This is a genomic window from Serratia sp. BIGb0163 (genome assembly GCF_024809935.1).
In the GTDB taxonomy this organism is placed as follows: Bacteria; Pseudomonadota; Gammaproteobacteria; order Enterobacterales; family Enterobacteriaceae; genus Serratia; species Serratia quinivorans.
The window spans coordinates 1-23,235 of sequence record NZ_JANUDZ010000003.1; the positions used below are offsets into that span (position 1 = coordinate 1).

A 23,235-nucleotide genomic window follows, 5' to 3' on the forward strand; every position below is an offset into this window, starting at 1 on the left:
ACCTGATCCCATGCCGAACTCAGAAGTGAAACGCCGTAGCGCCGATGGTAGTGTGGGGTCTCCCCATGCGAGAGTAGGACACTGCCAGGCATCAAATTAGTGTGCTGATATGGCTCAGTTGGTAGAGCGCACCCTTGGTAAGGGTGAGGTCCCCAGTTCGACTCTGGGTATCAGCACCACTTTATTAAAGTGGGTTTAGAAGTTCGGCGAAAAGAATTAAAAGAATTTGCTTGGCGGCAATAGCGCGGTGGTCCCACCTGACCCCATGCCGAACTCAGAAGTGAAACGCCGTAGCGCCGATGGTAGTGTGGGGTCTCCCCATGCGAGAGTAGGACACTGCCAAGCATCAATTAAGCCAAGAGGCCATCCGAAAGGATGGCCTTTTTGCTTTGTGCCTTCCTAAAACGTATGGATCCTGCCTCTGCCAAGGCAATGAAACATTTTCACCTTCCGGTTGAACGCTCGACATCCTGCTAAAAAAACGCTATCTTCGGGCATCTAGAAGTCTAAACGTTTAAACGGATGTGTGAGGGTTAAGCAATGCCGATTCGTGTTCCTGATGAGTTACCTGCAGTCAGTTTTTTGCGCAATGAGAATGTCTTTGTCATGGCATCCTCTCGGGCAAAAACACAGGAAATCAGGCCATTGAAAGTACTGATCCTCAACCTGATGCCAAAAAAGATCGAGACGGAAAACCAGTTTTTACGTCTACTTTCCAACTCTCCGCTGCAAATCGACATTCAGCTGCTGCGTATCGACAGCCGTGAGTCAAAGAACACGCCGGCGGAGCATTTGAATAACTTTTACTGTGATTTTGAAGATATTCAGGATGAGAATTTCGACGGATTGATTGTCACCGGGGCGCCGCTGGGGCTGGTCGATTTCTGTGACGTTGCCTACTGGCCACAGATCGAACGGGTGATTGACTGGGCCAAGAATCACGTCACCTCCACGCTGTTTGTATGCTGGGCGGTGCAGGCGGCATTGAACATTCTGTATGGCATTCCGAAGATGACGCGCGAAGTGAAACTGTCTGGGGTTTATCAGCACCAGACGCTGCAGCAGCATGCCTTGCTGACTCGCGGTTTTGATGAGACCTTCCTCGCACCTCACTCACGCTATGCAGACTTTCCTACGGAGATTATCCGCCAGTATACGGATCTGGATATCCTGGCCGAATCAGAACAAACCGGGGCCTATTTGTTCGCCAGTAAGGACAAGCGGCTGGCGTTTGTGACCGGCCACCCGGAGTATGATGCGCTAACGTTAGCTGGCGAGTATTGTCGCGATAACGATGCCGGTCTTAATCCTGTGGTACCGCTGAATTACTTCCCCGATGATAATCCCGAACTCACCCCCAAAGCCTCCTGGCGCAGCCATGGCCATCTGCTGTTTGCCAACTGGCTCAACTACTACGTTTACCAGATCACGCCGTACGATCTGCGTCATATGAACCCCACCCTCGAGTAATCCTTTTTCCCTAATCGGCGGCTGAATCGAGGCCGCCGACGCAATCTCTTCCCCATCCGTCTTCCTCATATCACTCTCTTTTCTAGTAAAAACCATTGTCTTACAACTAGTTAAATTAATTTCGCCTCTACCTTGGAACCGGTTTCCTTAACGGTGTCTGTTGTTATATTTATTAACCAATTGATAATAAAAGGTTAATAAAATATTTTATAATAAAATGGAAATGGTTTTTGATTTTTATTTTTAGTTGAGTATTCTTAGAGCCAGAGAGAAGAGATCTGACCAGTTAAGGATCGTTTTATACGCCCTGATCCACACTGATTTCTGATGAAGATGCGCCGGCTGAATGGCAACGGTGGTGCGCAACGATAGGAAGGAGCAAGACAATGACGCAACAGATAGTAGGCACGGAATTAACGTTTACGCAGGGTTTTAGCGCTGCTGAACGGCAGGTGTTGACGGATGACGCGGTCGAATTCCTGGCGGAACTGGTGAGTAAATTTACTCCACAGCGCAACAAACTGTTGGCTGTGCGTGCCTGCTGGCAGCAGAAGATCGATCAAGGTGAACTTCCAGACTTCATTTCGGAAACTGATTCCATTCGTAATGATAAGTGGTCGATCCGCGGCATACCAGAGGATCTTCGCGACCGCCGGGTGGAAATCACCGGTCCGGTTGAACGCAAGATGGTCATCAACGCCCTGAACGCCAATGTGAAGGTGTTTATGGCGGACTTCGAAGACTCACTGGCACCGAGCTGGGACAAAGTCATCGACGGCCAAATCAACCTGCATGACGCGGTGAACGGCACCATCTCTTACACCAATGAAGCCGGCAAGATTTATCAGTTAAAGCCGAACCCGGCGGTATTGATTGCTCGCGTACGCGGCCTGCATTTGCCGGAAAAACACGTGCAATGGCAGGGGGAAGCGATCCCCGGTGGCCTGTTCGATTTTGCACTGTATTTCTTCCATAACTATCGTCAACTGCTGGCTAAAGGCAGTGGCCCTTATTTCTACCTGCCAAAAACCCAGTCCTGGCAGGAAGCGGCCTGGTGGAGCGAAGTCTTCAGCTTTGCCGAGGATCGTTTCTCCCTGCCACGTGGCACGATCAAAGCCACGGTGCTGATCGAAACGCTGCCGGCAGTATTCCAGATGGACGAGATCCTCTACCACCTGCGCGATCATATCGTCGGCTTGAACTGCGGCCGTTGGGATTACATCTTCAGCTATATCAAGACGCTGAAAAATCATGCTGACCGGGTATTGCCGGATCGTCAGTCGGTCACCATGGACAAGTCATTCCTTAGCGCCTATTCCCGGTTGCTGATCAAGACCTGCCACAAGCGCGGAGCCTTTGCCATGGGCGGCATGGCGGCGTTTATCCCGAGCAAAGACGCCGAGAAAAATGCCTGGGTGCTGAACAAGGTGCGGGCGGATAAAGAGCTGGAGGCCAATAACGGCCACGACGGTACCTGGGTGGCCCATCCAGGGCTGGCGGATACCGTAATGGAGGTCTTCAGCCGGGTGCTCGGTGAGCGCCGTAACCAACTGGAAGTGCTGCGTGAAAACGACGCGCCAATCAGTGCTGCGCAGTTGCTTGAACCTTGTGACGGGGAGCGTACCGAAGCCGGCATGCGCGCCAATATCCGCGTGGCGGTGCAGTACATTGAAGCCTGGATCTCCGGCAATGGCTGCGTCCCGATTTATGGCCTGATGGAAGACGCGGCGACGGCGGAAATTTCCCGCACCTCTATCTGGCAGTGGATCCACCATGAAAAGAGCCTGAGTGATGGTCAACTGGTCACCAAGGCGCTGTTCCGTCAGATGCTGAAAGAAGAAATGTTGGTAGTACGTGAAGAGTTGGGTGAGGCACGCTTTAGCGCCGGCCGTTTCGACGAAGCGGCACGCCTGATGGAGCGTATCACTACGCAAGACGAATTAATCGATTTCCTGACTTTACCTGGCTATGAGCTGCTGGCCTGAATCCGTTCCTGACCATTAACCCTACATTATTGAAAAGGATAAAAATTATGTCTACCTCTCGTGCTCAACAGATTCAACAACTGGAACAGGAATGGAAATCGGCTCGCTGGGAAGGCATCACCCGCCCGTACAGCGCGGAAGACGTCATTAACCTGCGCGGTTCGGTTAACCCGGTTTGCACCCTGGCACAGAACGGTGCCGCCAAGCTGTGGGAACTGCTGCACGGTAAATCACGCAAAGGCTACGTCAACAGTCTGGGGGCGCTCACTGGCGGCCAGGCACTGCAGCAGGCCAAGGCCGGCATCGAGGCGATTTACCTGTCCGGTTGGCAGGTGGCGGCGGATGCCAACACGGCGTCTGCGATGTACCCGGACCAGTCGCTGTACCCGGTTGACTCTGTGCCGGGTGTGGTTGAGCGCATCAACAACACCTTCCGCCGCGCCGACCAGATCCAGTGGGCCAACAAAATTGAGCCGGGCAGCAAAGGTTACACCGACTACTTCCTGCCGATCGTCGCCGATGCCGAAGCCGGCTTTGGTGGCGTGCTGAACGCTTTCGAACTGATGAAGGCGATGATTGAGGCCGGTGCTGCCGGGGTGCACTTCGAAGACCAACTGGCGGCGGTGAAAAAGTGCGGTCATATGGGCGGCAAAGTGCTGGTGCCAACCCAGGAAGCGATCCAGAAATTGGTTGCTGCGCGTCTGGCAGCCGATGTGCTCGGCGTGCCGACGCTGGTTATTGCGCGTACTGATGCCGATGCCGCCGATTTACTGACCTCTGACTGCGACCCGTACGACCGCGAGTTTGTGTCCGGTGAGCGCACTGCCGAAGGTTTCTTCCGCACCCATGCCGGTGTCGAGCAAGCGATCAGCCGTGGCCTGGCATATTGCCCTTACGCTGACCTGGTGTGGTGCGAAACTTCCACGCCGGATCTGCAGGCGGCCAAGCGCTTTGCCGATGCGATCCATGCCAAATTCCCGGGCAAACTGCTGGCGTACAACTGCTCGCCGTCATTCAACTGGAAAAAGAACCTGGACGACCAGACTATTGCTCGCTTCCAGGAAGAGCTGTCAGCGATGGGTTACAAGTACCAGTTCATTACGCTGGCGGGCATCCACAGCATGTGGTTCAACATGTTTGACCTGGCGCATGCCTATGCACAGGGCGAAGGCATGAAACACTACGTCGAGAAAGTGCAGCAGCCAGAGTTCGACGCGGTGGCTCGCGGTTATACCTTTGCCTCACACCAACAGGAAGTGGGCACCGGTTACTTCGACAAGGTGACCACCATTATTCAGGGCGGAGCTTCCTCAGTGACGGCATTGACCGGTTCTACGGAAGAACAGCAGTTCTGATGCAGTCACGCTGACGATAGTTAACTCTGAGCCTGCTTATGCAGGCTCTCTTTTCTGGCGGGAGGTAAGGATGGCGGCAAAACTGGAGCTGTTGATCGCGCAGACGATCCTGCAGGGCTTTGATGCACAGTACGGCCGCTTCCTGGAGGTGACCGCCGGTGCGCAGCAGCGTTTTGAGCGGGCGGACTGGCCGGCAGTACAGCAGGCGATGAAAAAACGAATCCACCTGTACGATCATCACGTCGGCCTGGTGGTAGAGCAGTTGAAGTGCATCACCGGGCAACAGTATTTTGATGCAGACTTCCCCAGTCGGGTGAAGGCGGTGTATACCGATCTGCTGCCGGAGTACCCACGTTTTGAGATTGCCGAAAGCTTCTTCAATTCGGTCTACTGTCGGCTGTTCAGACATCGCGACCTGACGCCGGAAAAACTGTTTGTTTTCAGCTCTCAGCCGGAAGGGCGCTTTCGCGACATCCCGCGTCCATTATCACGCGATTTCATCGCCAACGGTGACGTTTCGGCAATGTTGTACAACCTGCTGACCGATTTGCCTCTGCGGCTGCCGTGGGAAAACCTATCGCGCGATATTGATTACATTACGCTGGCCTTGCAGCAGAGCTTCAGCGCGCAGCAATTGGCAGGTGCGACGTTCCAGATCGCCAATGAGCTGTTTTACCGCAACAAGGCGGCCTGGCTGGTAGGGAAATTGCGTGTGGCAGACCGGGTCTATCCTTTCCTGCTGCCGATCCATCACAGTGATTCCGGCGCCTTGTTTATTGATACCTGCCTGACCAGCAAGGCCGAGGCCAGCATCGTATTCGGCTTCGCCCGCTCCTACTTTATGGTTTACGCACCTCTGCCGGCGGCAATGGTCGAGTGGCTGCGTGAAATACTGCCGGGCAAAACCACCGCCGAACTGTATATGGCGATTGGTTGCCAGAAGCATGGAAAAACAGAATGTTACCGTGAATACCTGACGTTCATGAGCGGCTCTCAGGAGCAGTTCATCATCGCGCCGGGGGTGAAGGGCATGGTGATGCTGGTGTTTACCCTGCCGTCTTTCGATCGGGTATTCAAGGTGATCAAGGATGAGTTTGCGCCACAAAAAGAGGTGACGCAGGCGCAGGTGATGGCCTGCTACCAACTGGTGAAAGAACACGATCGCGTAGGACGCATGGCGGATACCCAGGAGTACGAAAACTTTGTCGTCGACAAGGCGCGACTCAGTCCGGAGCTGCTGGCGGAACTGCAGCGCGAGGTGCCGGATAAGCTGGAGGATCTGGGCGATCGCATCGCGATCAGGCATCTGTATATGGAACGACGCATGACACCGCTGAATCTGTATCTGGAACAGGCCGATGAACAGCAGATGCGCGACGCGATAGAAGAATACGGTAACGCCATCAAGCAGCTGGCCGCCGCCAATATTTTCCCCGGCGATATGCTGTTCAAGAACTTTGGCGTGACCCGGCACGGGCGGGTGGTGTTCTACGACTACGATGAGATTTGCTACATGACCGAGGTCAACTTCCGCGATATTCCGCCACCGCGCTATCCGGAAGATGAGTTGGCCAGCGAACCCTGGTACAGCGTGTCACCCAATGACGTCTTCCCGGAGGAATTCAGGCACTTTCTGTGTGGTGACCGGCGCATCCGGCAGGTGTTTGAAGAGATGCATCGCGACCTGTTCGAGGCCGATTACTGGCGCGGGTTGCAACAGCGCATCCGCGATGGGCATGTGGAAGACGTGTTTGCTTACCGCAAAAAACGGCGCTTCAGCCAGCGTAGTGGTGCGGCGCTGCCCGCGACATCGGCTACGGCATAAGGGCGCGGTTCATTACCGCGCCCGACAAGATTACGTTTTTGCACCCGCAACGGCGGCGCGCGCCAATTCGGTAATGCGGGCGTAGTCACCGCTTTCCAGTGCATCTGCCGGTACCAGCCAGGAGCCGCCGATGCACAGCACGCTTTTCAGCGCCAGATAGTCACGGTAGTTGTTCGGTGAGATGCCGCCGGTTGGGCAGAAGCGCACCTGCGGGAAGGGGCCGCTGATGGCCTGCAGCGCTTTCACGCCGCCGTTGGCTTCCGCCGGGAAGAATTTAAACTCACGCAGGCCGTGATCCATGCCCAGCATCAGTTCCGACACGGTGCAGATACCGGGAATCAACGGGATCGAACCGGCAGTGGCCGCTTTAAGCAGATCGGCGGTCAGGCCTGGGCTGATGGCGAACTGTGCACCGGCGTCGGTGACTTCCTGCAGTTGCTGGGGATTAATAACCGTGCCGGCACCGATAATCGCGTCTGGCACTTCTTTGGCAATCGCACGGATCGCGTCCATCGCGCAGGCGGTGCGCAGTGTCACTTCCAATACCCGCACACCCCCGGCGACCAGGGCTTTCGCCAACGGCACCGCATGTTCCAGTTTGTTGATGACGATCACCGGGACTACCGGTCCTGCCATCAGGATCTGCTCTGCGCTTGTCTTCCAATTGTTCATTAACGGTTTTCTCCAGTTATGGCCGCCGCCGTCGGGCTGTACGGCCATGCTATCGGTTAAAATTTAATGCAGCAGGCGCCCTGTTCGGCACCGGAAAGCTGGCTGCGCAAGGCGCCGAACAGTTCACGGCCACAGCCGATGTGTTCTGCGCTCAGGTCGGGTTGATAAGGTGCGCGCTGGGCCAGCAGGTCGGCATCGACCAACAGTGCCAACTCGCCAGTGCGGCCATTTACGCGGATCAGGTCGCCGTTTTGCACCTTGGCCAGCATGCCACCGGTGTAGGCTTCCGGGGTCACGTGAATGGCGGATGGAACCTTGCCGGAAGCGCCGGACAGGCGGCCATCGGTCACCAGTGCCACTTTAAAGCCACGGTCCATCAATACGCCCAACGGTGGCATCAGTTTGTGCAGTTCTGGCATGCCATTGGCCTGAGGCCCCTGGAAGCGCACCACCACCACACAATCGCGATCCAGTTTGCCGGCTTCAAACGCCGGTACGATGTCATGCTGGCTTTCAAAGACCACCGCCGGTGCTTCGATAATCTGGTTTTCAGCGGGGACTGCCGAGGTTTTCATCACCGCTCGGCCGAGGTTACCGGCCAGCACCTTGGTACCGCCGTGGTGCTCGAAAGGTTCGGCCACGCTGGCGATAACCTGGGCGTCGAGCGAACTCTCCACACCCTCGCGCCAGGCCAGTTGGCCATTATCCAGCCAGGGTTCCTGGGTGTAGCGCGTCAGGCCAAAACCGGCCACGGTATGCACGTCTTCGTGCAGCAGGCCGTGTTTCAACAGTTCGCGTACCACCAGGGCGACGCCGCCCGAGGCCTGGAATTGGTTGATGTCCGCCGGGCCGTTCGGGTAGATACGACATAACAATGGCACCGCGTCCGACAGTTCGGAGAAATCATCCCAGTTGATAATGATGCCGGCGGCGCGAGCCATTGCCACCATGTGCATGGTCAGATTGGTGGAGCCACCGGTAGCCAACAGCGCAACGATACCGTTCACCACCACCTTCTCATCCACCAGTCGGCCGATCGGCAGATAGTTGCCGGCGGTTTCGGTCAGGCGAGTGACCTGGCGTGCGGCGGCATCGGTCAGCGCATCGCGCAGCGGTGTGTCCGGGTGGACGAAGGAAGCGCCCGGCAGGTGCAGCCCCATCACTTCCATCACCATTTGGTTGGTGTTGGCGGTGCCGTAGAAAGTGCAGGTACCGATGCCATGGTAGGAGGCGGCCTCGGCCTCCAGCAGTGCCAGACGGTCGGCCTTGCCTTCGGCATACAGTTGGCGCACCCGGACTTTCTCTTTGTTCGGCAAGCCGCTGCTCATCGGGCCGGCGGGGACAAACAGCGACGGCAAATGGCCGAAGGACAGGGCGGACATCACCAGTCCCGGTACGATTTTGTCACAGATGCCGAGGAACAACGCGCCGTCGAACATATTGTGCGACAGGCCGATGGCGGAGGACATGGCGATCACGTCACGACTCATCAGTGACAGCTCCATGCCGTCCTGTCCTTGAGTCACACCGTCGCACATCGCTGGGACGCCACCGGCCACCTGACCGACGGCCCCTACTGCGTGCAGTGCCTGTTTAAGCTTTTGCGGGTAGTTTTCGTAGGGCTGGTGGGCGGACAACATGTCGTTATAAGCGGTAATGATGGCGATATCGCTGCGCACCATATTTTTCAGCGCAGTTTTGTCATCCGGCTGGCAGGCGGCGAAGCCATGGGCCAGATTACCGCAGGCCAACTGGGCCCGATGTACGGTTTGTGATCGCGCTGCTTCAATGCGTGCCAGATAGGCGGTACGGCTCGATTTGGAACGGTCGATGATGCGTTGTGTGACACGGGATAGGGTTGGATTAATCATACCTTCCTCACATGCTATTGTTATAGACGCCGCCTGTGGCGGTGCCCCCGGTGGTGAATTGCAGCCCTGATGTGCAAGGCCGGGGGCGCTGTTATGTCGTTATGGTGGTTTAAAACAGGGTGAAAGCAATCATGCCGATAATCCCGCCCACGCTACCCAGAATGGTTTCCATCACCGTCCAGGTTTTCAGCGTTTGCAGCTCATTGGCACCGGTAAATTTGCCGAACAGCCAGAAACCGGCGTCGTTGACGTGACTGAGTACGATAGACCCACCGGCAATACAGATAGCCAGCGCGGCCAGTTGTCCGCCGCCAAGCCCCAGTTGGCTGGTCACCGGTAACACCAGGCCGACGGTGGTCAGACAGGCCACGGTGGCAGATCCCTGAATCACTCGTACCATGGCGGACAGCACAAAGGCCGCAACGGCGATCGGCAGACCGGTACCGATCATGGCGTCCCCCAGGGCTGGGCCGACGCCGGAATCCACCAAAATCTGTTTGAAGACGCCACCGGCCCCGGTCATCAGCAAAATGATCCCGGCGGGCTGGACTGCCGCAGAGCAAATGGCCAGCGTTTGTTCGTTGGTCATGCCGCGTGGTTTCGCCAGTCCATAAATCACGATCAAACAGGCGACTAAAATGGCGATAAACGGGTGGCCGATAAACTCCAGCCATTGTTGTAACTGCGAGCCAGGCGTGACCAGGCGGGCGCCAATGGTTTTCATGCCGACCAGCACCAGTGGGCAGAGTACCAGCGCCAGGCTAAGGCCAAATGACGGCAGTTTGGCGGTATTCAGCGTCGGTTCGTTTTCATCCGCCGGCATTGGCCAGTTAACGTAGCGGCTGATAAAGCTGCCGTACAAAGGGCCGGCAATCAGCATGCCGAGGACCGCGGCGACCAGACCGATGGCAATCATCCAGCCGAAGTCGGCCTTCATTTGTGAAGCCAGCAGCATGGGTACTGGCCCCGGCAGCAAGAACGACGCGGCGGCGGCGACACCGGCAAACAGCGGAATGGCCAGCTTAACGATGTTGCCGTCGGTGCGGCGCGCCACGGCAAACACGATGCCGATCAGCAGCACCACGGCCACGTCAAAGAACAGTGGCAGGGCACAGATCAAACCGGCAATGCCGAGTGCGTAATGGGCCTTGCTTTGGCCGAAACGTTTCAGCAAATGCGCCGCAATTTGGTCCAGCGCACCGACTTCATGCAGTATTTTGCCAAACATCGCCCCCAGCGCCACCACGATGGCCAGGAAGCCCAAGGTGTCGCCCATGCCTTTTTGCATGGTATCGGCAATGCGATCCAGCGGCATGCCGGAGAAGATCCCGGCAGCGATAGACACCAGCATTAATGCGACAAAGGCGTGCATACGCGCCTTCATCACCAGAAACAGCAGTAAGAGAACAGAGCCGACTGCGGTACCGACCAGCGTTACAGTATTCACGCGCACACATCCTGTGGCAGGAAACTTTGGATATGTTTCACCGTATCGGCGATCACCGCTTCCAGCGGCTGGTTGATGTCCACCGACATCACGTCGCTCTCATCTGCGCCCGGTTGTTCCAGCGCGGCAAACTGTGTGACCAGCATCTGTGGTTTGAAGAAGTGGCCGTTGCGGGCCGCCAGACGGGCTTCAATCACCGGGAAGTCACCGTGCAGGTAGATGAACGACAGGTTGCCATTACCGGCACGCAGGCGATCGCGGTAGTGTTTCTTCAGCGCTGAACAGACAATAACCGAAACATTGTTGGTTCGCTGCATGGCGAAGGCGGCGTCATTGAGTGCGGCCAGCCAAGGGGCACGATCGTCATCATTCAGCGGTTCGCCGGCGGCCATTTTCAGGATATTACTGCGCGGGTGTAGAAAATCACCGTCGAGGAACCCGGCAGAAAGTTGGCGGGCCGCTGCGGCGGCCACAGCGGACTTGCCACTGCCAGAAACGCCCATAATGACGTAAATGCGGTTTTGATTATTGGTCATGGCTTAGCTCCAAAACGATGAGAGACGTTACCTTATTCTATTTGTTACCGGTAACATGTTATCGGTAACATTGTCGAAGGAAGTTTCGTCGGTTGCAATGGGCTTTAGCTGCCAGGATCGTTATCTGTGATCGGCTTCAAGTTTTTATTGGGGGAGGGAAACAGGATCGGTACAGCGTTTTACATGCTGACAACAGCAGGGGCGCAACAAGCGTGGTGGACGGAAAGGCGATGGTTTGCACAACAGCGGCACCATTGTGCAAACCTGTTATGTGGCTTTAATTATTGGTCGTTGCCTTCTTTTGTTCCAGCAGACGATCAACCTCCTGCTTGGCCTCACGGAATTGTTTTTGGTATTCCGGGCTGGCCTGCAGACGGGCAAAAGCGCCGGCGGCAAGGAAGCGGCCTGCGTCAACGTCACTTTCCCAATGCACACCGCAAATCAGACGGCTACGGCCAAATTCATAGCCCTTTTTCATTAACGGGGTGGATAACTGCGGTTCCATTGCCGTTAAGGTCATCGCCCACATCATCCCGGTGACGGCATGGCCCGAAGGGTAAGAACCGCCATCGTTACTTAATGCACTATGTTCTTTTGGGGTACAGCTATCAATGCGCAATGCCGAATAGGGACGAATGCGGCTAAAGGCTTTCTTGGTGTCATTGGAGGCATAACCTGCATCGGTAAAGACACGGGCGAGCAGCAGGTGCAACCGAGGCGTATTTTTACGTGAAATAGTGATACCTAACGCCGGTGAGAATGCGCTGCCAATATAGTTAAAGGAGAGTTTGGCATCCTTGATCGCCAACTGGCCGCGTGGTGTATCGCGCAGCTTGCGTAATTCATGGAATGTCTCAATGTCGCTTTGTGCGGCGGCGGAGTTTTCTTTAGGTGGCGGCGGCAGGATTTTTGCTCCGTCCGGGTAATCCGCCGGAGTCAGATAGCCGTTGATCCAACCCTTGATATAAGGCGAGAAGCCCACGTCAGGATAGCCGATATCACTGTAATCGGTACGCCAGGTTTCAGTGGGATCATTATTTGGCGCAGTATCATCTTTTGCCTGGGCGGGTGATAAACATGCCACCGAGCCGAATAGTAATACCAATGCGGTAAATCTATTTATATTCTTCCTTGTTTTCATTATATTTCCCTCGTGTTGGTGTTATGTTTTCCGGTAATTTCTATGACTCAAGTCCTGAGATTAACTGACAACGAATAACCCTAAGAAATACAAAATATTTAACAGGATGCCGCATATTATTGTCGCCACTACCGGTGCGGCAATCTTCAATATTGGGCGTCCCAGCGCTTCGTTAAGGAAATAAAGTGCGGCGGTAATGCTGAATCCGGTATAACCCGCCATCTTGATGGAGGCAAAAATGGCACCAATCATCAGGGCGAACTCCATCAGCATGTTCATGGCGTTGCGGATGCTGTCGGATGCGTTACGAACCGAAGGATAGTTGCTCAACCAGCGGCCGATAGAGCGTAATAACAGGACTTCCAGCGTGATGGTTAACGCGCCGAAAATGGCCGCCAACCAGGGTGAGGGGGCCAGATAACCCACGGTAAAAACAAAGGTAAAACCGGCAACGGCGTAGACGCCGGTGGCCAGTGCTGTCGTGGCGATGAGCGGAATAAAACCTAACCCGCGCATAAATTCAGCCAGCGCCGCCTGATTCACCAGCGCCGCCGACTCCTCGGGTGAAACCCCAGGGGCCCAGGCTTTTGCCAGGGTGTAGATAGATACCTCGGATCCGCCAAACAGCTTCAGGCTGGCCACCGTCGATATCAGTGCGCCGGTAATGGCAAGCAGCGGCAGATTTTTGATAATTCTTGAGGTTCTTTCTTCAAAAACTGAGGCACCGTGGTTGTTCTCATGATGCTTGCGCTGAGAAATATCACGAAAGATAGCAATCCCCAACAGCATGACCATACCGACGAAGATCTCGATGGATTCAGGGAAAAGAGAAGGGTAAAAACGTACCACGATCACGCGGGCCATCAGCACCACGACAGCGGCCAACAGGCTGTGACGCCAGCCGAATTGATAAAAAATAGCGACCAGTGGGAACAGGGCGAAAGCCGAAATCACCGGGCTGGAAAGCTCGCCCAGCGAACCGAGAATATCCACCGGCAGGGCGGTAAGCAGGGTGTTGATCGGTACCAGACTGGTTAATACCAATACGCCCCAGACCATGCCCAAAGTGAACGCCAGGTAACTGTTAAATGCCAATACGCCGATGATGTCGGTAGGCAGAAACAGTAACCAACTGTTCAACAGACCGGTTGATAAGGTAAATGAAATCCCGACGGAAGCCACGAAACCGATGCTTAAACCAAAGGCAATGCTGCCGGCCTCACGGCGGTTCATATTCCCTTCAACCAATTGCGGCAGAATGGGACGAATACCATCGTGAAATACGGCAACCGACCGATGAGAAAGCAGCGAGGTCATGCCTGTGAGCAAGGCAACGATAACAATATGCAAATATTGCTCCATGGGAAGCTCCTTAACCCAAGTGACCAATCAAAATCGGGACGGCATGTTCGACATGTTCCACCGAAAGGCCAAAAGCCACTTTCCCTTCATCAATCCATTTAACTATTTGTTCTTCTTTTGCCTGTATTCCTGGTTTGGCAATGGTGCAGCAGCGGTTGTAACCGATAATGGCGATAGCAATAGATAGCGCTGCACCCGCCCCGGTGTTACAGGCACCAATAAAATAATCCAGTTCGCCGCTTTTGACTTTACCTGCCGCCTCCATATCGTTTTGGATAAAGCACTCAAATTTACCGGGTGCGGTGGATTCAATAACCTGTTTTATTTGCTCACGTTGTAAGCCTGCAATGCCGATTTTTTTCATTATTATTATCCTTTGAAGAATGTATTGGGGTTATCGCGCAGCATAAGGTCAATATCCCGCTGGTGGAGCCCCGCCTGTAATAACATGGGAATGAACGTATCAATGAGGTAGCTGAACCCTGGGCCTTCGTTGGCCGCCATGTGTGAACGCCGGGTGATATCCATGGAGAGCATGACCTGACCTGATAAACCCCGTTGAGCGAGTGCCAGTAAGGTAGCCACACGTTTTTCGTCTGGGTAATAATTATTTTTCCCGATGGTATCGAATTGAATTAACGCACCGGTATCCAGAATGCGTAGTAACGTTTCCCACTGATCGCGAAGATCGCAATGGCCGATAACAATATGCTCTGCGGCCACCCCGTAGCCGGTTAATAGCCGTAGCTGCTCCAGCCCCATGGTGCTAAAACTGGTGTGGGTCGAAATAGGTTTACCGGTCGCCAAATGTGCCAATGCGGCGGCGTGAAACACTTTTTCTTCCGTCGGGGTAATAGTGCCTTCACTGCTGCCTATTTCTGCGATGACGCTTGCACGTAACTCTGTGCCGTCAATGCCCTGTTCTATTTCGTCGATCATTTCCTGCGCCAATTGCTGTGCGCTACGTTGCGCGACATGTGGCGGGTAGAACTCCTGTTGGTAGTACCCGGTTGACGCCAGGATGTTAATGCCGCTTTCTTGCATTAGATCCAGCATAAATTGCGGGTTGCGTCCCATATAGCGATTGGTGACCTCAACCAGGTTGAGAACGCCTTTACTGACCAGCGTCCTCATTTCATCGACGAGCAAAGCGTAACAATCCAGCCTGCAATCCAAATCCTGCTTGAATGGCGACAGGTCGATATGCAGATGCTCGTGCGCATAGGTATAACCACGGCTATCGAATTGCGTTGAAAGATCCATTGTTGTCCCTTGTTGAGTTGTGAATAACACCAATGACCACTTTGTGGTTCAGAGGCGCCAAAGGTGTCACCGCAATGTCTGCATCGTTGCTGTTGCCTCAGACAGGCACTCTTAATTTTCATTTATTTGAAGATTTATGAACGGCAAACTGGGTTGTGCGGTTGTTAAACCGGGCTTGTCGGCCGCTTGATAACTCTGTCCAGACTTTGGTTGTTCACTCTATATCCTCATTTTTTTGAATATATTAATGCAATGGTAAGTGAGCCTATTTGGGACAACAACGGGCAGATGACTATTACTTGAACAGGATCACAAATATAGTGAGGCGCCACAGTCGGCGCCGCTAAATTTTAATCGGCCGCTGATCCTGCATAAGGTATGCTGTAGCCACCGAAATCATAAACATATTGCAAGATAGCCGTTCCGTTTTCATCCGCATGATTTTCATGATTTATCAGGAGGGCGACGACGCCTTCTGCCCCGCGCAGATGTGCCCCTGCCAGTAAGCCTGATAAAGTGATCTCCACGTCATTAGGGCGGCCATCCGGAGGCGTTAACACCGGCTGGCACTCGCTCCAGCGAACCGTTTTCCCCAGATAATTACTCAGTTTTTCCCCGTGTTCGGCTAACTGTAAGACTATGTTTTGGTATTTATTGTCAAAATGGTCGAGGGCGATAAATTCCTGCTTGTCTGGATTGATGACATCCTCGAAAGAGTTAATACCATGTTTACCGGTAAATGTTCCTCGCCAGGTATTAACATCGGTAACGTGGATCTTCCCTTCGGGAAATTCCATTATTTTATCACGTACGCCATTGGCCCAATTGCTGACGTCTACATCCGAATAATACATCGGCAAACCATTGCTATCATAATGGGTATAATAGCCGAGATCCCAGAGGTCGTGTTCGCTGAACTGGTAACCCACAAAGCCCAGATAATTCATAACGGCATATTGCATTGTCCGAAACATTGCGGGATCACCAGAACCCCGGATATAGAATTTATCAACGCCAAGTTTTATAAAATAATCTTTTATCGAGGTAGTGCTGACCAATGGCGCGCCACTCTTGCTGCGGACAACACGCCCGGGAGATTCAACCTGTTGGTAGGTAACTGCCTGTTGATCATCGTAATGCTGGTCGTAATAGTTTGCATCAAGAGGATCGATAGAGCATTCAAAGGTTCTGATTGCGGTAAGAAAATCGGTATAGTCGCCATGACTGCTTTTTTTTGCGCGTTTCATTTTTATATTCCTTAGCGATATTCCCACAAGAGGGGAGATAATTTTGGAAGAAAAAATCACGCGGTTAGCTTATACCTCTTAATGGGTATTTATATTGATGTGAGGGATTATATTAATAAATAGCTGTAAAGCTATGCTGGCATAAATTATATACAAAACTTGATTATTCAATCGCTACTTCGTTTCCTGATGCGGGATTATGCCGATAGTGGGGCGGGTATTTTTTGTCAACCTGCCGTGCCAGCAGTGGTGCGATATTTCCCTGATTGTATTTTCATGCCGCTGGCCCGGATTTTATAAATTTGAATCAGGCCAGCAGTATCACGGGTATTTTAACGCACGCCGCCATATTCCAGGCTGATCTCTTTCGCCGCGTGGATCACCAACGCGCCCAGCTCAGTCACGCGGTTGTCGGTGATGCGAGACACCGGGCCGGAGATGGAGATGGCGGCGAAGGCTTCACGGTGCTCGTCGAAGATGCAGGCTGCTACGCAGCGCAGACCTAGCGCATGTTCTTCATCGTCAAAGGAAAAGCCCTGCTTGCGAATCTGCGCCAGCCCTTCCTTCAGGTTGTGCGGCGTCAGAGTATGTTGGGTATAGGTTTGCATGCCCTTTTTATGCAGCAGTTTGGTGACCTGCTCATCCGGCAGGGTGGAAAGAAAGGCTTTCCCCGCGCCGGAAGCGTGCATCGGCAGTTTACCGCCGATCGGTGCCGACATGCGCATCAACGCGGTGCACTGTACCTGATCGATAATAATGGCCTGATACTCGCTGGTATCCAGCACCGCCAGATTAACCGTCTCGCCGGACTCCTCCATCAGGCGACGCAGCGTTGGGTGCACCATCGCCAACAGATTACGGCTCTGCAAAAAGCTGCTGCCGACCACAAAGGCGTGTGAGCCGATGGTCCACAGGCCAAGATCGCCTACCTGCCGTACGAAACCTTGCTGTTGCATGGTGGTGAGCAGGCGGTGAGTGGTGGAGTTCGGCAAGCCGGCCTGTTGGGCCAGATCGGTTAGCGCGACATTGCCCTGAGCTTCGGCAATGTATTCCAATAATTTCAGACCACGGGTCAGCGACTGTACCTGGCCGGTCGCCGCACTGGCGGTCGGGGATGCAGCACGGGGCTTTTTGCCACGTTTGGCAGGAGCAGGGGTGACCATAATTCACGTTCCTTTTTCCGTATGATGGAATTCATTTTCGTTTTTTACGTGTGAATTGCAAGCCGTCAATCAGCTCATCGGATCTGTTGCCCGGCAACCTGAAAAACTCTCAATTAGCGCCCGCACCTTTGCCGGCACAACCTGTGCTAGGATGACTCGTTGGTTTTTGCAGCAGTTGAGCGATGGGCTGGATCGGTAATTGAAGGGGTTACAGTGACAAATCGAGTAGAACAACTGCGCCGGCAGTTAGCGCAGCGAATTTTAGTGTTGGACGGCGGCATGGGCACCATGATCCAGAGCTATCGTCTGGAAGAGAGTGACTTTCGTGGCGAGCGTTTTGCCGACTGGCAGAGCGATCTGAAAGGCAATAATGACCTGCTGGTGCTAACCAAACCGGAAGTGATCACCGCCATTCACTACGGCTACCTGGAAGCGGGGGCCGACATTCTCGAAACCAATACCTTCAACTCCACGTCCATCGCCATGGCCGACTACCATATGGAGTCGCTGTCCGCCGAAATTAACTACCAGGCCGCCTGCCTGGCACGAGCCTGTGCCGATGAATGGACCGCTCGCACGCCAGAGCAGCCGCGTTACGTGGCCGGGGTGCTGGGGCCGACCAACCGTACCGCCTCTATTTCACCGAACGTCAACGATCCGGCGTTCCGTAATGTTTCTTTCGATGAGCTGGTGGAAGCCTACCGCGAATCGACGCGTGCGCTGGTGGAAGGCGGTGTCGATCTGATCATGATCGAAACCATCTTCGATACCCTGAACGCCAAAGCCGCCGCCTTCGCGGTGGAAACCGAATTTGAAGCCCTGGGCGTTGCGTTGCCGATCATGATTTCCGGCACCATCACCGACGCCTCCGGCCGTACCCTGTCGGGCCAGACCACCGAAGCCTTCTATAACTCAATGCGCCACGTCAAGCCGCTGAGCTTTGGCCTGAACTGTGCGCTGGGCCCGGACGAACTGCGCCAATACGTTTCTGAGCTGTCGCGTATCTCGGAAAGCTACGTCACCGCTCACCCCAACGCCGGGTTACCCAACGCCTTCGGCGAATACGATCTGGACGCGCAAGAGATGGCGAAACAGGTCGGCGAGTGGGCGAATGCCGGCTTCCTGAATATTATCGGTGGCTGCTGCGGCACCACGCCGGAACACATTGCCGCGATGGTCAAGGCCGTGGCGGGTGTGCCACCGCGTCAACTGCCGGCGATCCCGGTCGCCTGCCGTCTGGCCGGCCTTGAGCCGTTGAACATTGACGCCAAGACGCTTTTCGTCAACGTGGGCGAGCGTACCAACGTCACCGGTTCCGCCCGCTTTAAGCGGCTGATCAAAGAAGAGAAATACAGTGAAGCGCTAGCCGTTGCCCGCCAGCAGGTGGAAAGCGGCGCACAGATTATCGACATCAACATGGATGAGGGGATGCTCGACGCCGAAGCGGCGATGGTGCGTTTCCTCAACCTGATTGCCGGTGAACCGGATATTGCCCGCGTGCCGATCATGATCGATTCCTCCAAATGGTCGGTGATCGAGAAAGGCCTGAAGTGTATTCAGGGCAAAGGCATTGTTAACTCTATCTCGATGAAAGAGGGCGAAGAGGCCTTTATTCACCACGCCAAACTGGTGCGCCGCTACGGTGCTGCGGTCGTGGTGATGGCATTTGACGAGGCAGGCCAGGCGGATACCCGCGAGCGCAAGTTCGAGATTTGTCGCCGCGCTTATAAAATCCTGACCGAGCGCGTCGGCTTCCCGCCGGAAGACATCATTTTTGACCCGAATATTTTTGCCGTCGCCACCGGTATCGATGAGCATAACAACTATGCCGTCGACTTTATCGAAGCCTGTGCCGACATCAAAACCCACCTGCCGCACGCGATGATCTCCGGTGGGGTGTCCAACGTGTCGTTCTCATTCCGCGGTAACGATCCGGTGCGTGAGGCGATCCACGCGGTATTCCTGTATCACGCGATCCGCAACGGCATGGATATGGGCATCGTTAACGCCGGGCAGTTGGCGATCTACGACGATCTGAGTGCCGAACTGCGCGATGCGGTGGAGGACGTGATCCTCAACCGCCGCGACGACGGCACCGAGCGCCTGCTGGAGCTGGCGGAAAAATACCGCGGCAGCAAAGACAACGAAGTGGCGGTGCAGCAGGCTGAATGGCGCGGCTGGCCGGTCGAAAAACGGCTGGAATATTCACTGGTCAAAGGGATTACCGAGTTTATCGAACTGGATACCGAAGAAGCGCGCCAGCGTGCGGATCGTCCGATCGAAGTGATCGAAGGGCCGCTGATGGCAGGCATGAACGTGGTCGGTGACCTGTTCGGCGAAGGCAAGATGTTCCTGCCTCAGGTGGTGAAATCCGCCCGTGTGATGAAGCAGGCGGTGGCCTATCTGGAGCCGTACATCGAGGCCAGCAAAGAGAAAGGGACGACGGCGGGTAAAATCCTGCTGGCGACGGTGAAGGGCGATGTACACGACATCGGCAAAAATATCGTCGGCGTGGTGTTGCAGTGCAACAACTACGAAATTGTCGATTTGGGCGTGATGGTGCCGACGGAGAAAATCCTGAAAACCGCGCGTGAGCAGAACGTCGATATCATCGGCCTGTCGGGGCTGATTACCCCGTCGCTGGACGAGATGGTCAACGTGGCTAAAGAGATGGAGCGTCAGGGCTTTACCCTGCCGTTGCTGATCGGCGGTGCCACGACGTCCAAGGCCCATACCGCGGTGAAGATTGAGCAAAATTACAGTGGCTCAACCACCTACGTGCAAAATGCCTCACGTACCGTGGGTGTGGTGTCGGCACTGCTTTCCTCCACCCAACGCGACGATTTCGTGGCGCGAACCCGTAAAGAATATGAAACCGTGCGCATCCAGCACGCGCGTAAAAAACCACGCACTCCGCCGGTCAGCCTGCAAAAAGCGCGCGATAACGCCATGGTGCTGGATTGGGAAAGTTATCAGCCGCCGGTGCCGAAACGGTTGGGCGTTTACCCGGTTGAAGCCGGTATAGAAACGCTGCGCCATTACATCGACTGGACGCCGTTCTTTATGACCTGGTCGCTGGCGGGTAAATACCCGCGCATTCTGGAAGATGAAGTGGTGGGTGAAGAGGCCAAACGGCTGTTCGCCGACGCCAACCAGATGCTGGACATGCTTGCCGCCAACGGCAGCCTCAACCCGCGCGGCGTCTATGGCCTGTTCCCGGCCAACCGCGTCGGCGACGATGTGGAGGTGTACCGCGACGAAAACCGTGATGAGGTGCTGGTGGTCAGCCGCCACCTGCGTCAACAGACGGAAAAAACCGACTTCCCGAACTACTGTCTGGCGGACTTTGTCGCGCCGAAAAGCAGCGGCAAGGCCGACTACTTCGGCGCCTTCGCGGTGACCGGCGGTCTGGAAGAGGATGACCTGGCGGCGGCCTATGATGCGCAGCACGATGATTACAATAAAATCATGGTGAAAGCGCTGTCGGATCGTCTGGCGGAGGCTTTCGCCGAGTACCTGCACGAGCAGGTGCGCAAGCTGCACTGGGGTTTCGCGGCTGAAGAGAACCTGAGCAACGAAGAGCTGATCCGCGAAAATTATCAGGGCATCCGCCCGGCTCCGGGCTATCCGGCCTGCCCGGAACACACCGAGAAAGCGGAAATCTGGCGCCTGCTGGACGTTAACCGCCACACCGGTATGGTGTTGACCGAATCCTTCGCCATGTGGCCGGGGGCGGCGGTGTCCGGCTGGTACTTTAGCCACCCGCAAAGCAAGTATTTTGCAGTAGCCCAGCTCCAGCGCGATCAGGTGGAAGACTATGCGGCGCGTAAAGGCATGAGCGTCAGCGAGGTTGAACGCTGGCTGGCACCCAACCTCGGCTACGACGCCGACTGATTATCCTTCTTTAGGGGCGCGGCTTGCCGCGCCCCTGTCATTGCGCCCCCACGTCAATGTGCAGCGCGTCGTAACGCCAATATTCCAAATCACAATCAATCACCCGATCGTGCTGATCGCGGTTAACCCGGGTAATAAACAGCGCCGGGCTGCCGTAGGTCACTTTCAGCATGGTGGCCGCTTCCTGTGGCAGCAGGGTGGGCAGCATATCGAAACGCACCCTGCCATAACGAATGCCGTAGCGTTCGGCGTACAGCCCGGTCAGCGACTGGGTTAAATCTTCTTCCAGGATACCGGCAAAATAGGCGGGATTGAGGTAGTGCTCGCAGTACAACACTGCACGACCGTCGATATAGCGCAGCCGACGAATGCGGTAGATCTCGCTACCGGGGGGCAGATCCAAGCGTTGGCACAGGCTGCCGTACAGCGGCAGAGTGGCGGCGTCGATCACTTCGGTATGGGCATCGCGTCCCTGCTGCTGCGCCATGGCGTGGAAATGGCTGCGCTGCAACGGGTTGTACACCAGCCGGGGTGGTGAAATAAACCAGCCACGCCTGACCTGACGGTAAATCACACCCTGCGCCTCCAACTGGCCGAGTGCTTCCTGCAGCGTAATGCGGGTGGTGGAAAACTGTTCGCTCAGGGCTCGCTCGGAAGGCAGTTTGCCGTCGGCGTTGAACTCCCCGTCGGCGATACGGCTGGCCAGAATCTGGCAAATGGTCGCCACGGTTGTTGTTCCTTCACTCATGCACAGTTGCCCCAATTGAGTGCGCTTTGCCCCGCTAAAGGTAGACCAACGCCAGCTTCGGTGACGCCCGAATGCGATAAAAATGCTGCTTTTTTAGACTGACATATAATTATCACATTCGTCCGTTAGATTGGCTTGGTTCTTGCTGGACTAGTCCAGCCACTTCCACACTACCACCCGGAGCATCAGTTATGAAACGTTTGTGCGCTTCTGTGTTAACCAGTGCCATTATCCTGTCCAGCCAAACCAGCTGGGCTGCCGATTCCGATCTGGCGGCGCTGGCACAGGCTGCCAAGAAGGAAGGGGAGGTCAACAGCGTCGGCATGCCGGACAGCTGGGCCAACTGGAAAGACACCTGGCAGGATCTGCTCAGCAAGTACGGCCTGAAACATGCCGATACCGACATGAGCTCGGCGCAGGAAATCGCCAAGTTCGATGCCGAAAAGAGCAACGCTACGGCGGATATCGGTGATGTGGGCGCGGCATTCGGCCCGATCGCGGTACAAAAAGGGGTGACCCAGCCGTACAAGCCATCCACCTGGGATCAGGTGCCTGACTGGGCGAAAGACAAAGACGGTCATTGGGCGCTGGCCTATACCGGCACCATTGCTTTCATCATCAACAAGAAACAGGTGAAAGAGATCCCGCATAGCTGGGCGGATCTGCTGAAAGGAACCTATCAGGTCACTATCGGTGACGTGGGTACCGCCTCGCAGGCGGCCAGCGGCGTATTGGCGGCCACTTACGCCATGGGCGGCAATGAGAAGAACCTGAAGCCGGGCCTGGAATTCTTCGGCAAGCTGGCGAAAGCCGGCCGTTTGAGCCTGAGCAACCCGGTGATCGCCTCACTGGAAAAAGGCGAAGTCCAGGTCGGCGTAGTTTGGGACTTTAACGGCCTTAACTACCGTGACCAGATCGACAAAACCCGCTTTGAAGTGTTGATCCCGTCCGACGGCTCAATCACCTCAGGCTACACCACCATCATCAACAAATACGCCAAGCACCCGAACGCCGCCAAACTGGCGCGTGAATACATCTTCTCCGACGCCGGCCAGATCAACCTGGCGCGTGGCTACGCGCGTCCCATCCGTGCCGAACATCTGACGCTGCCGGACGATGTCAAAGCCAAGCTGCTGCCGGCCGAACAATATAAAAATGCTCACCCAATCGCCGATCCGGCGGCCTGGGAGCAAAGCGCCAAAACGCTGCCGCGCCAGTGGCAGGAAAACGTCATTATGTTTATGCAGCAGTGAGTT

17 protein-coding genes, 1 tRNA gene and 2 rRNA genes are annotated in these 23,235 nt (G+C 55.1%); 9 read left to right on the forward strand and 11 right to left on the reverse strand.

The window, feature by feature from the left end:
* The 7 genes from rrf (M2406_RS13105) to aceK all read left to right on the forward strand — a co-directional run.
* A 5S ribosomal RNA gene (rrf, locus tag M2406_RS13105) occupies window positions 1-90 on the forward strand; the annotation flags it as partial.
* Window positions 91-103: 13 nt separating this feature from the next.
* A tRNA-Thr gene (locus M2406_RS13110) sits at window positions 104-179 on the forward strand.
* Between the two features lie 50 nt (window positions 180-229).
* Window positions 230-345: ribosomal RNA gene (gene rrf / locus M2406_RS13115) — 5S ribosomal RNA — on the forward strand.
* Window positions 346-540: 195 nt separating this feature from the next.
* Window positions 541-1,470: a homoserine O-succinyltransferase gene (gene metA, locus M2406_RS13120; RefSeq protein WP_012147198.1), complete on the forward strand. Its 930-nt coding sequence runs from the start codon at window positions 541-543 to the stop codon at window positions 1,468-1,470.
* Between the two features lie 386 nt (window positions 1,471-1,856).
* Entirely contained in the window at window positions 1,857-3,455 is a 1,599-nt protein-coding gene (gene aceB, locus M2406_RS13125) for a malate synthase A (protein ID WP_259190292.1), read from the forward strand.
* A 47-nt stretch (window positions 3,456-3,502) separates the two neighbouring features.
* On the forward strand, window positions 3,503-4,810 hold the full coding sequence (aceA, locus tag M2406_RS13130) for an isocitrate lyase (RefSeq protein ID WP_112362601.1): 1,308 nt from the start codon (window positions 3,503-3,505) through the stop codon (window positions 4,808-4,810).
* A gap of 70 nt (window positions 4,811-4,880) precedes the next feature.
* Complete coding sequence (gene aceK / locus M2406_RS13135; protein WP_259190295.1) at window positions 4,881-6,635, forward strand: bifunctional isocitrate dehydrogenase kinase/phosphatase; 1,755 nt, start codon at window positions 4,881-4,883, stop codon at window positions 6,633-6,635.
* Between the two features lie 30 nt (window positions 6,636-6,665).
* On the opposite strand, the gene M2406_RS13140 is transcribed toward aceK, so the two are convergent.
* The 10 genes from M2406_RS13140 to iclR form a co-directional block, all read right to left on the reverse strand.
* Complete coding sequence (locus M2406_RS13140; RefSeq protein ID WP_259190296.1) at window positions 6,666-7,307, reverse strand: bifunctional 4-hydroxy-2-oxoglutarate aldolase/2-dehydro-3-deoxy-phosphogluconate aldolase; 642 nt, start codon at window positions 7,305-7,307, stop codon at window positions 6,666-6,668.
* Between the two features lie 56 nt (window positions 7,308-7,363).
* Window positions 7,364-9,178: a phosphogluconate dehydratase gene (gene edd / locus M2406_RS13145; RefSeq protein ID WP_012147193.1), complete on the reverse strand. Its 1,815-nt coding sequence runs from the start codon at window positions 9,176-9,178 to the stop codon at window positions 7,364-7,366.
* A 109-nt stretch (window positions 9,179-9,287) separates the two neighbouring features.
* Window positions 9,288-10,625 carry a gluconate transporter gene (gene gntU, locus M2406_RS13150; RefSeq protein WP_259190297.1) on the reverse strand — a complete coding sequence of 446 codons (1,338 nt, stop codon included), beginning with the start codon at window positions 10,623-10,625 and terminating at the stop codon, window positions 9,288-9,290.
* Window positions 10,622-11,161, reverse strand: coding sequence for a gluconokinase (gntK, locus tag M2406_RS13155; protein ID WP_012147191.1), 540 nt, complete (start codon window positions 11,159-11,161; stop codon window positions 10,622-10,624). The genes gntU and gntK overlap by 4 nt, the downstream gene beginning before the upstream one ends.
* A gap of 277 nt (window positions 11,162-11,438) precedes the next feature.
* Complete coding sequence (locus tag M2406_RS13160) at window positions 11,439-12,302, reverse strand: phosphatase PAP2 family protein (protein ID WP_012147190.1); 864 nt, start codon at window positions 12,300-12,302, stop codon at window positions 11,439-11,441.
* Window positions 12,303-12,362: 60 nt separating this feature from the next.
* Window positions 12,363-13,664 (reverse strand): YhfT family protein, encoded by a 1,302-nt coding sequence (locus M2406_RS13165; RefSeq protein WP_115183631.1) that lies wholly within the window; start codon window positions 13,662-13,664, stop codon window positions 12,363-12,365.
* A 10-nt stretch (window positions 13,665-13,674) separates the two neighbouring features.
* Window positions 13,675-14,028 (reverse strand): DUF2620 domain-containing protein, encoded by a 354-nt coding sequence (locus M2406_RS13170; RefSeq protein ID WP_012147188.1) that lies wholly within the window; start codon window positions 14,026-14,028, stop codon window positions 13,675-13,677.
* A 5-nt stretch (window positions 14,029-14,033) separates the two neighbouring features.
* Window positions 14,034-14,927: a phosphotriesterase-related protein gene (locus M2406_RS13175; protein WP_259190298.1), complete on the reverse strand. Its 894-nt coding sequence runs from the start codon at window positions 14,925-14,927 to the stop codon at window positions 14,034-14,036.
* Window positions 14,928-15,277: 350 nt separating this feature from the next.
* Window positions 15,278-16,174 carry a hypothetical protein gene (locus M2406_RS13180; RefSeq protein WP_259190299.1) on the reverse strand — a complete coding sequence of 299 codons (897 nt, stop codon included), beginning with the start codon at window positions 16,172-16,174 and terminating at the stop codon, window positions 15,278-15,280.
* A 332-nt stretch (window positions 16,175-16,506) separates the two neighbouring features.
* Window positions 16,507-17,337: a glyoxylate bypass operon transcriptional repressor IclR gene (gene iclR, locus M2406_RS13185; protein ID WP_012147185.1), complete on the reverse strand. Its 831-nt coding sequence runs from the start codon at window positions 17,335-17,337 to the stop codon at window positions 16,507-16,509.
* A gap of 198 nt (window positions 17,338-17,535) precedes the next feature.
* On the opposite strand from iclR, the gene metH reads away from it, so the two are divergent.
* The gene (metH, locus tag M2406_RS13190; RefSeq protein ID WP_405050627.1) at window positions 17,536-21,231 is read left to right on the forward strand and encodes a methionine synthase; all 3,696 of its coding nucleotides are present in this window, start codon (window positions 17,536-17,538) and stop codon (window positions 21,229-21,231) included.
* A gap of 37 nt (window positions 21,232-21,268) precedes the next feature.
* Here metH and M2406_RS13195 read toward each other — a convergent pair whose 3' ends face one another.
* Window positions 21,269-21,979 carry a UTRA domain-containing protein gene (locus M2406_RS13195; protein WP_259190301.1) on the reverse strand — a complete coding sequence of 237 codons (711 nt, stop codon included), beginning with the start codon at window positions 21,977-21,979 and terminating at the stop codon, window positions 21,269-21,271.
* 191 nt (window positions 21,980-22,170) lie between these two features.
* On the opposite strand from M2406_RS13195, the gene M2406_RS13200 reads away from it, so the two are divergent.
* Entirely contained in the window at window positions 22,171-23,232 is a 1,062-nt protein-coding gene (locus tag M2406_RS13200) for an ABC transporter substrate-binding protein (protein WP_017894228.1), read from the forward strand.
* The last annotated feature ends 3 nt before the right edge of the window (window positions 23,233-23,235 follow it).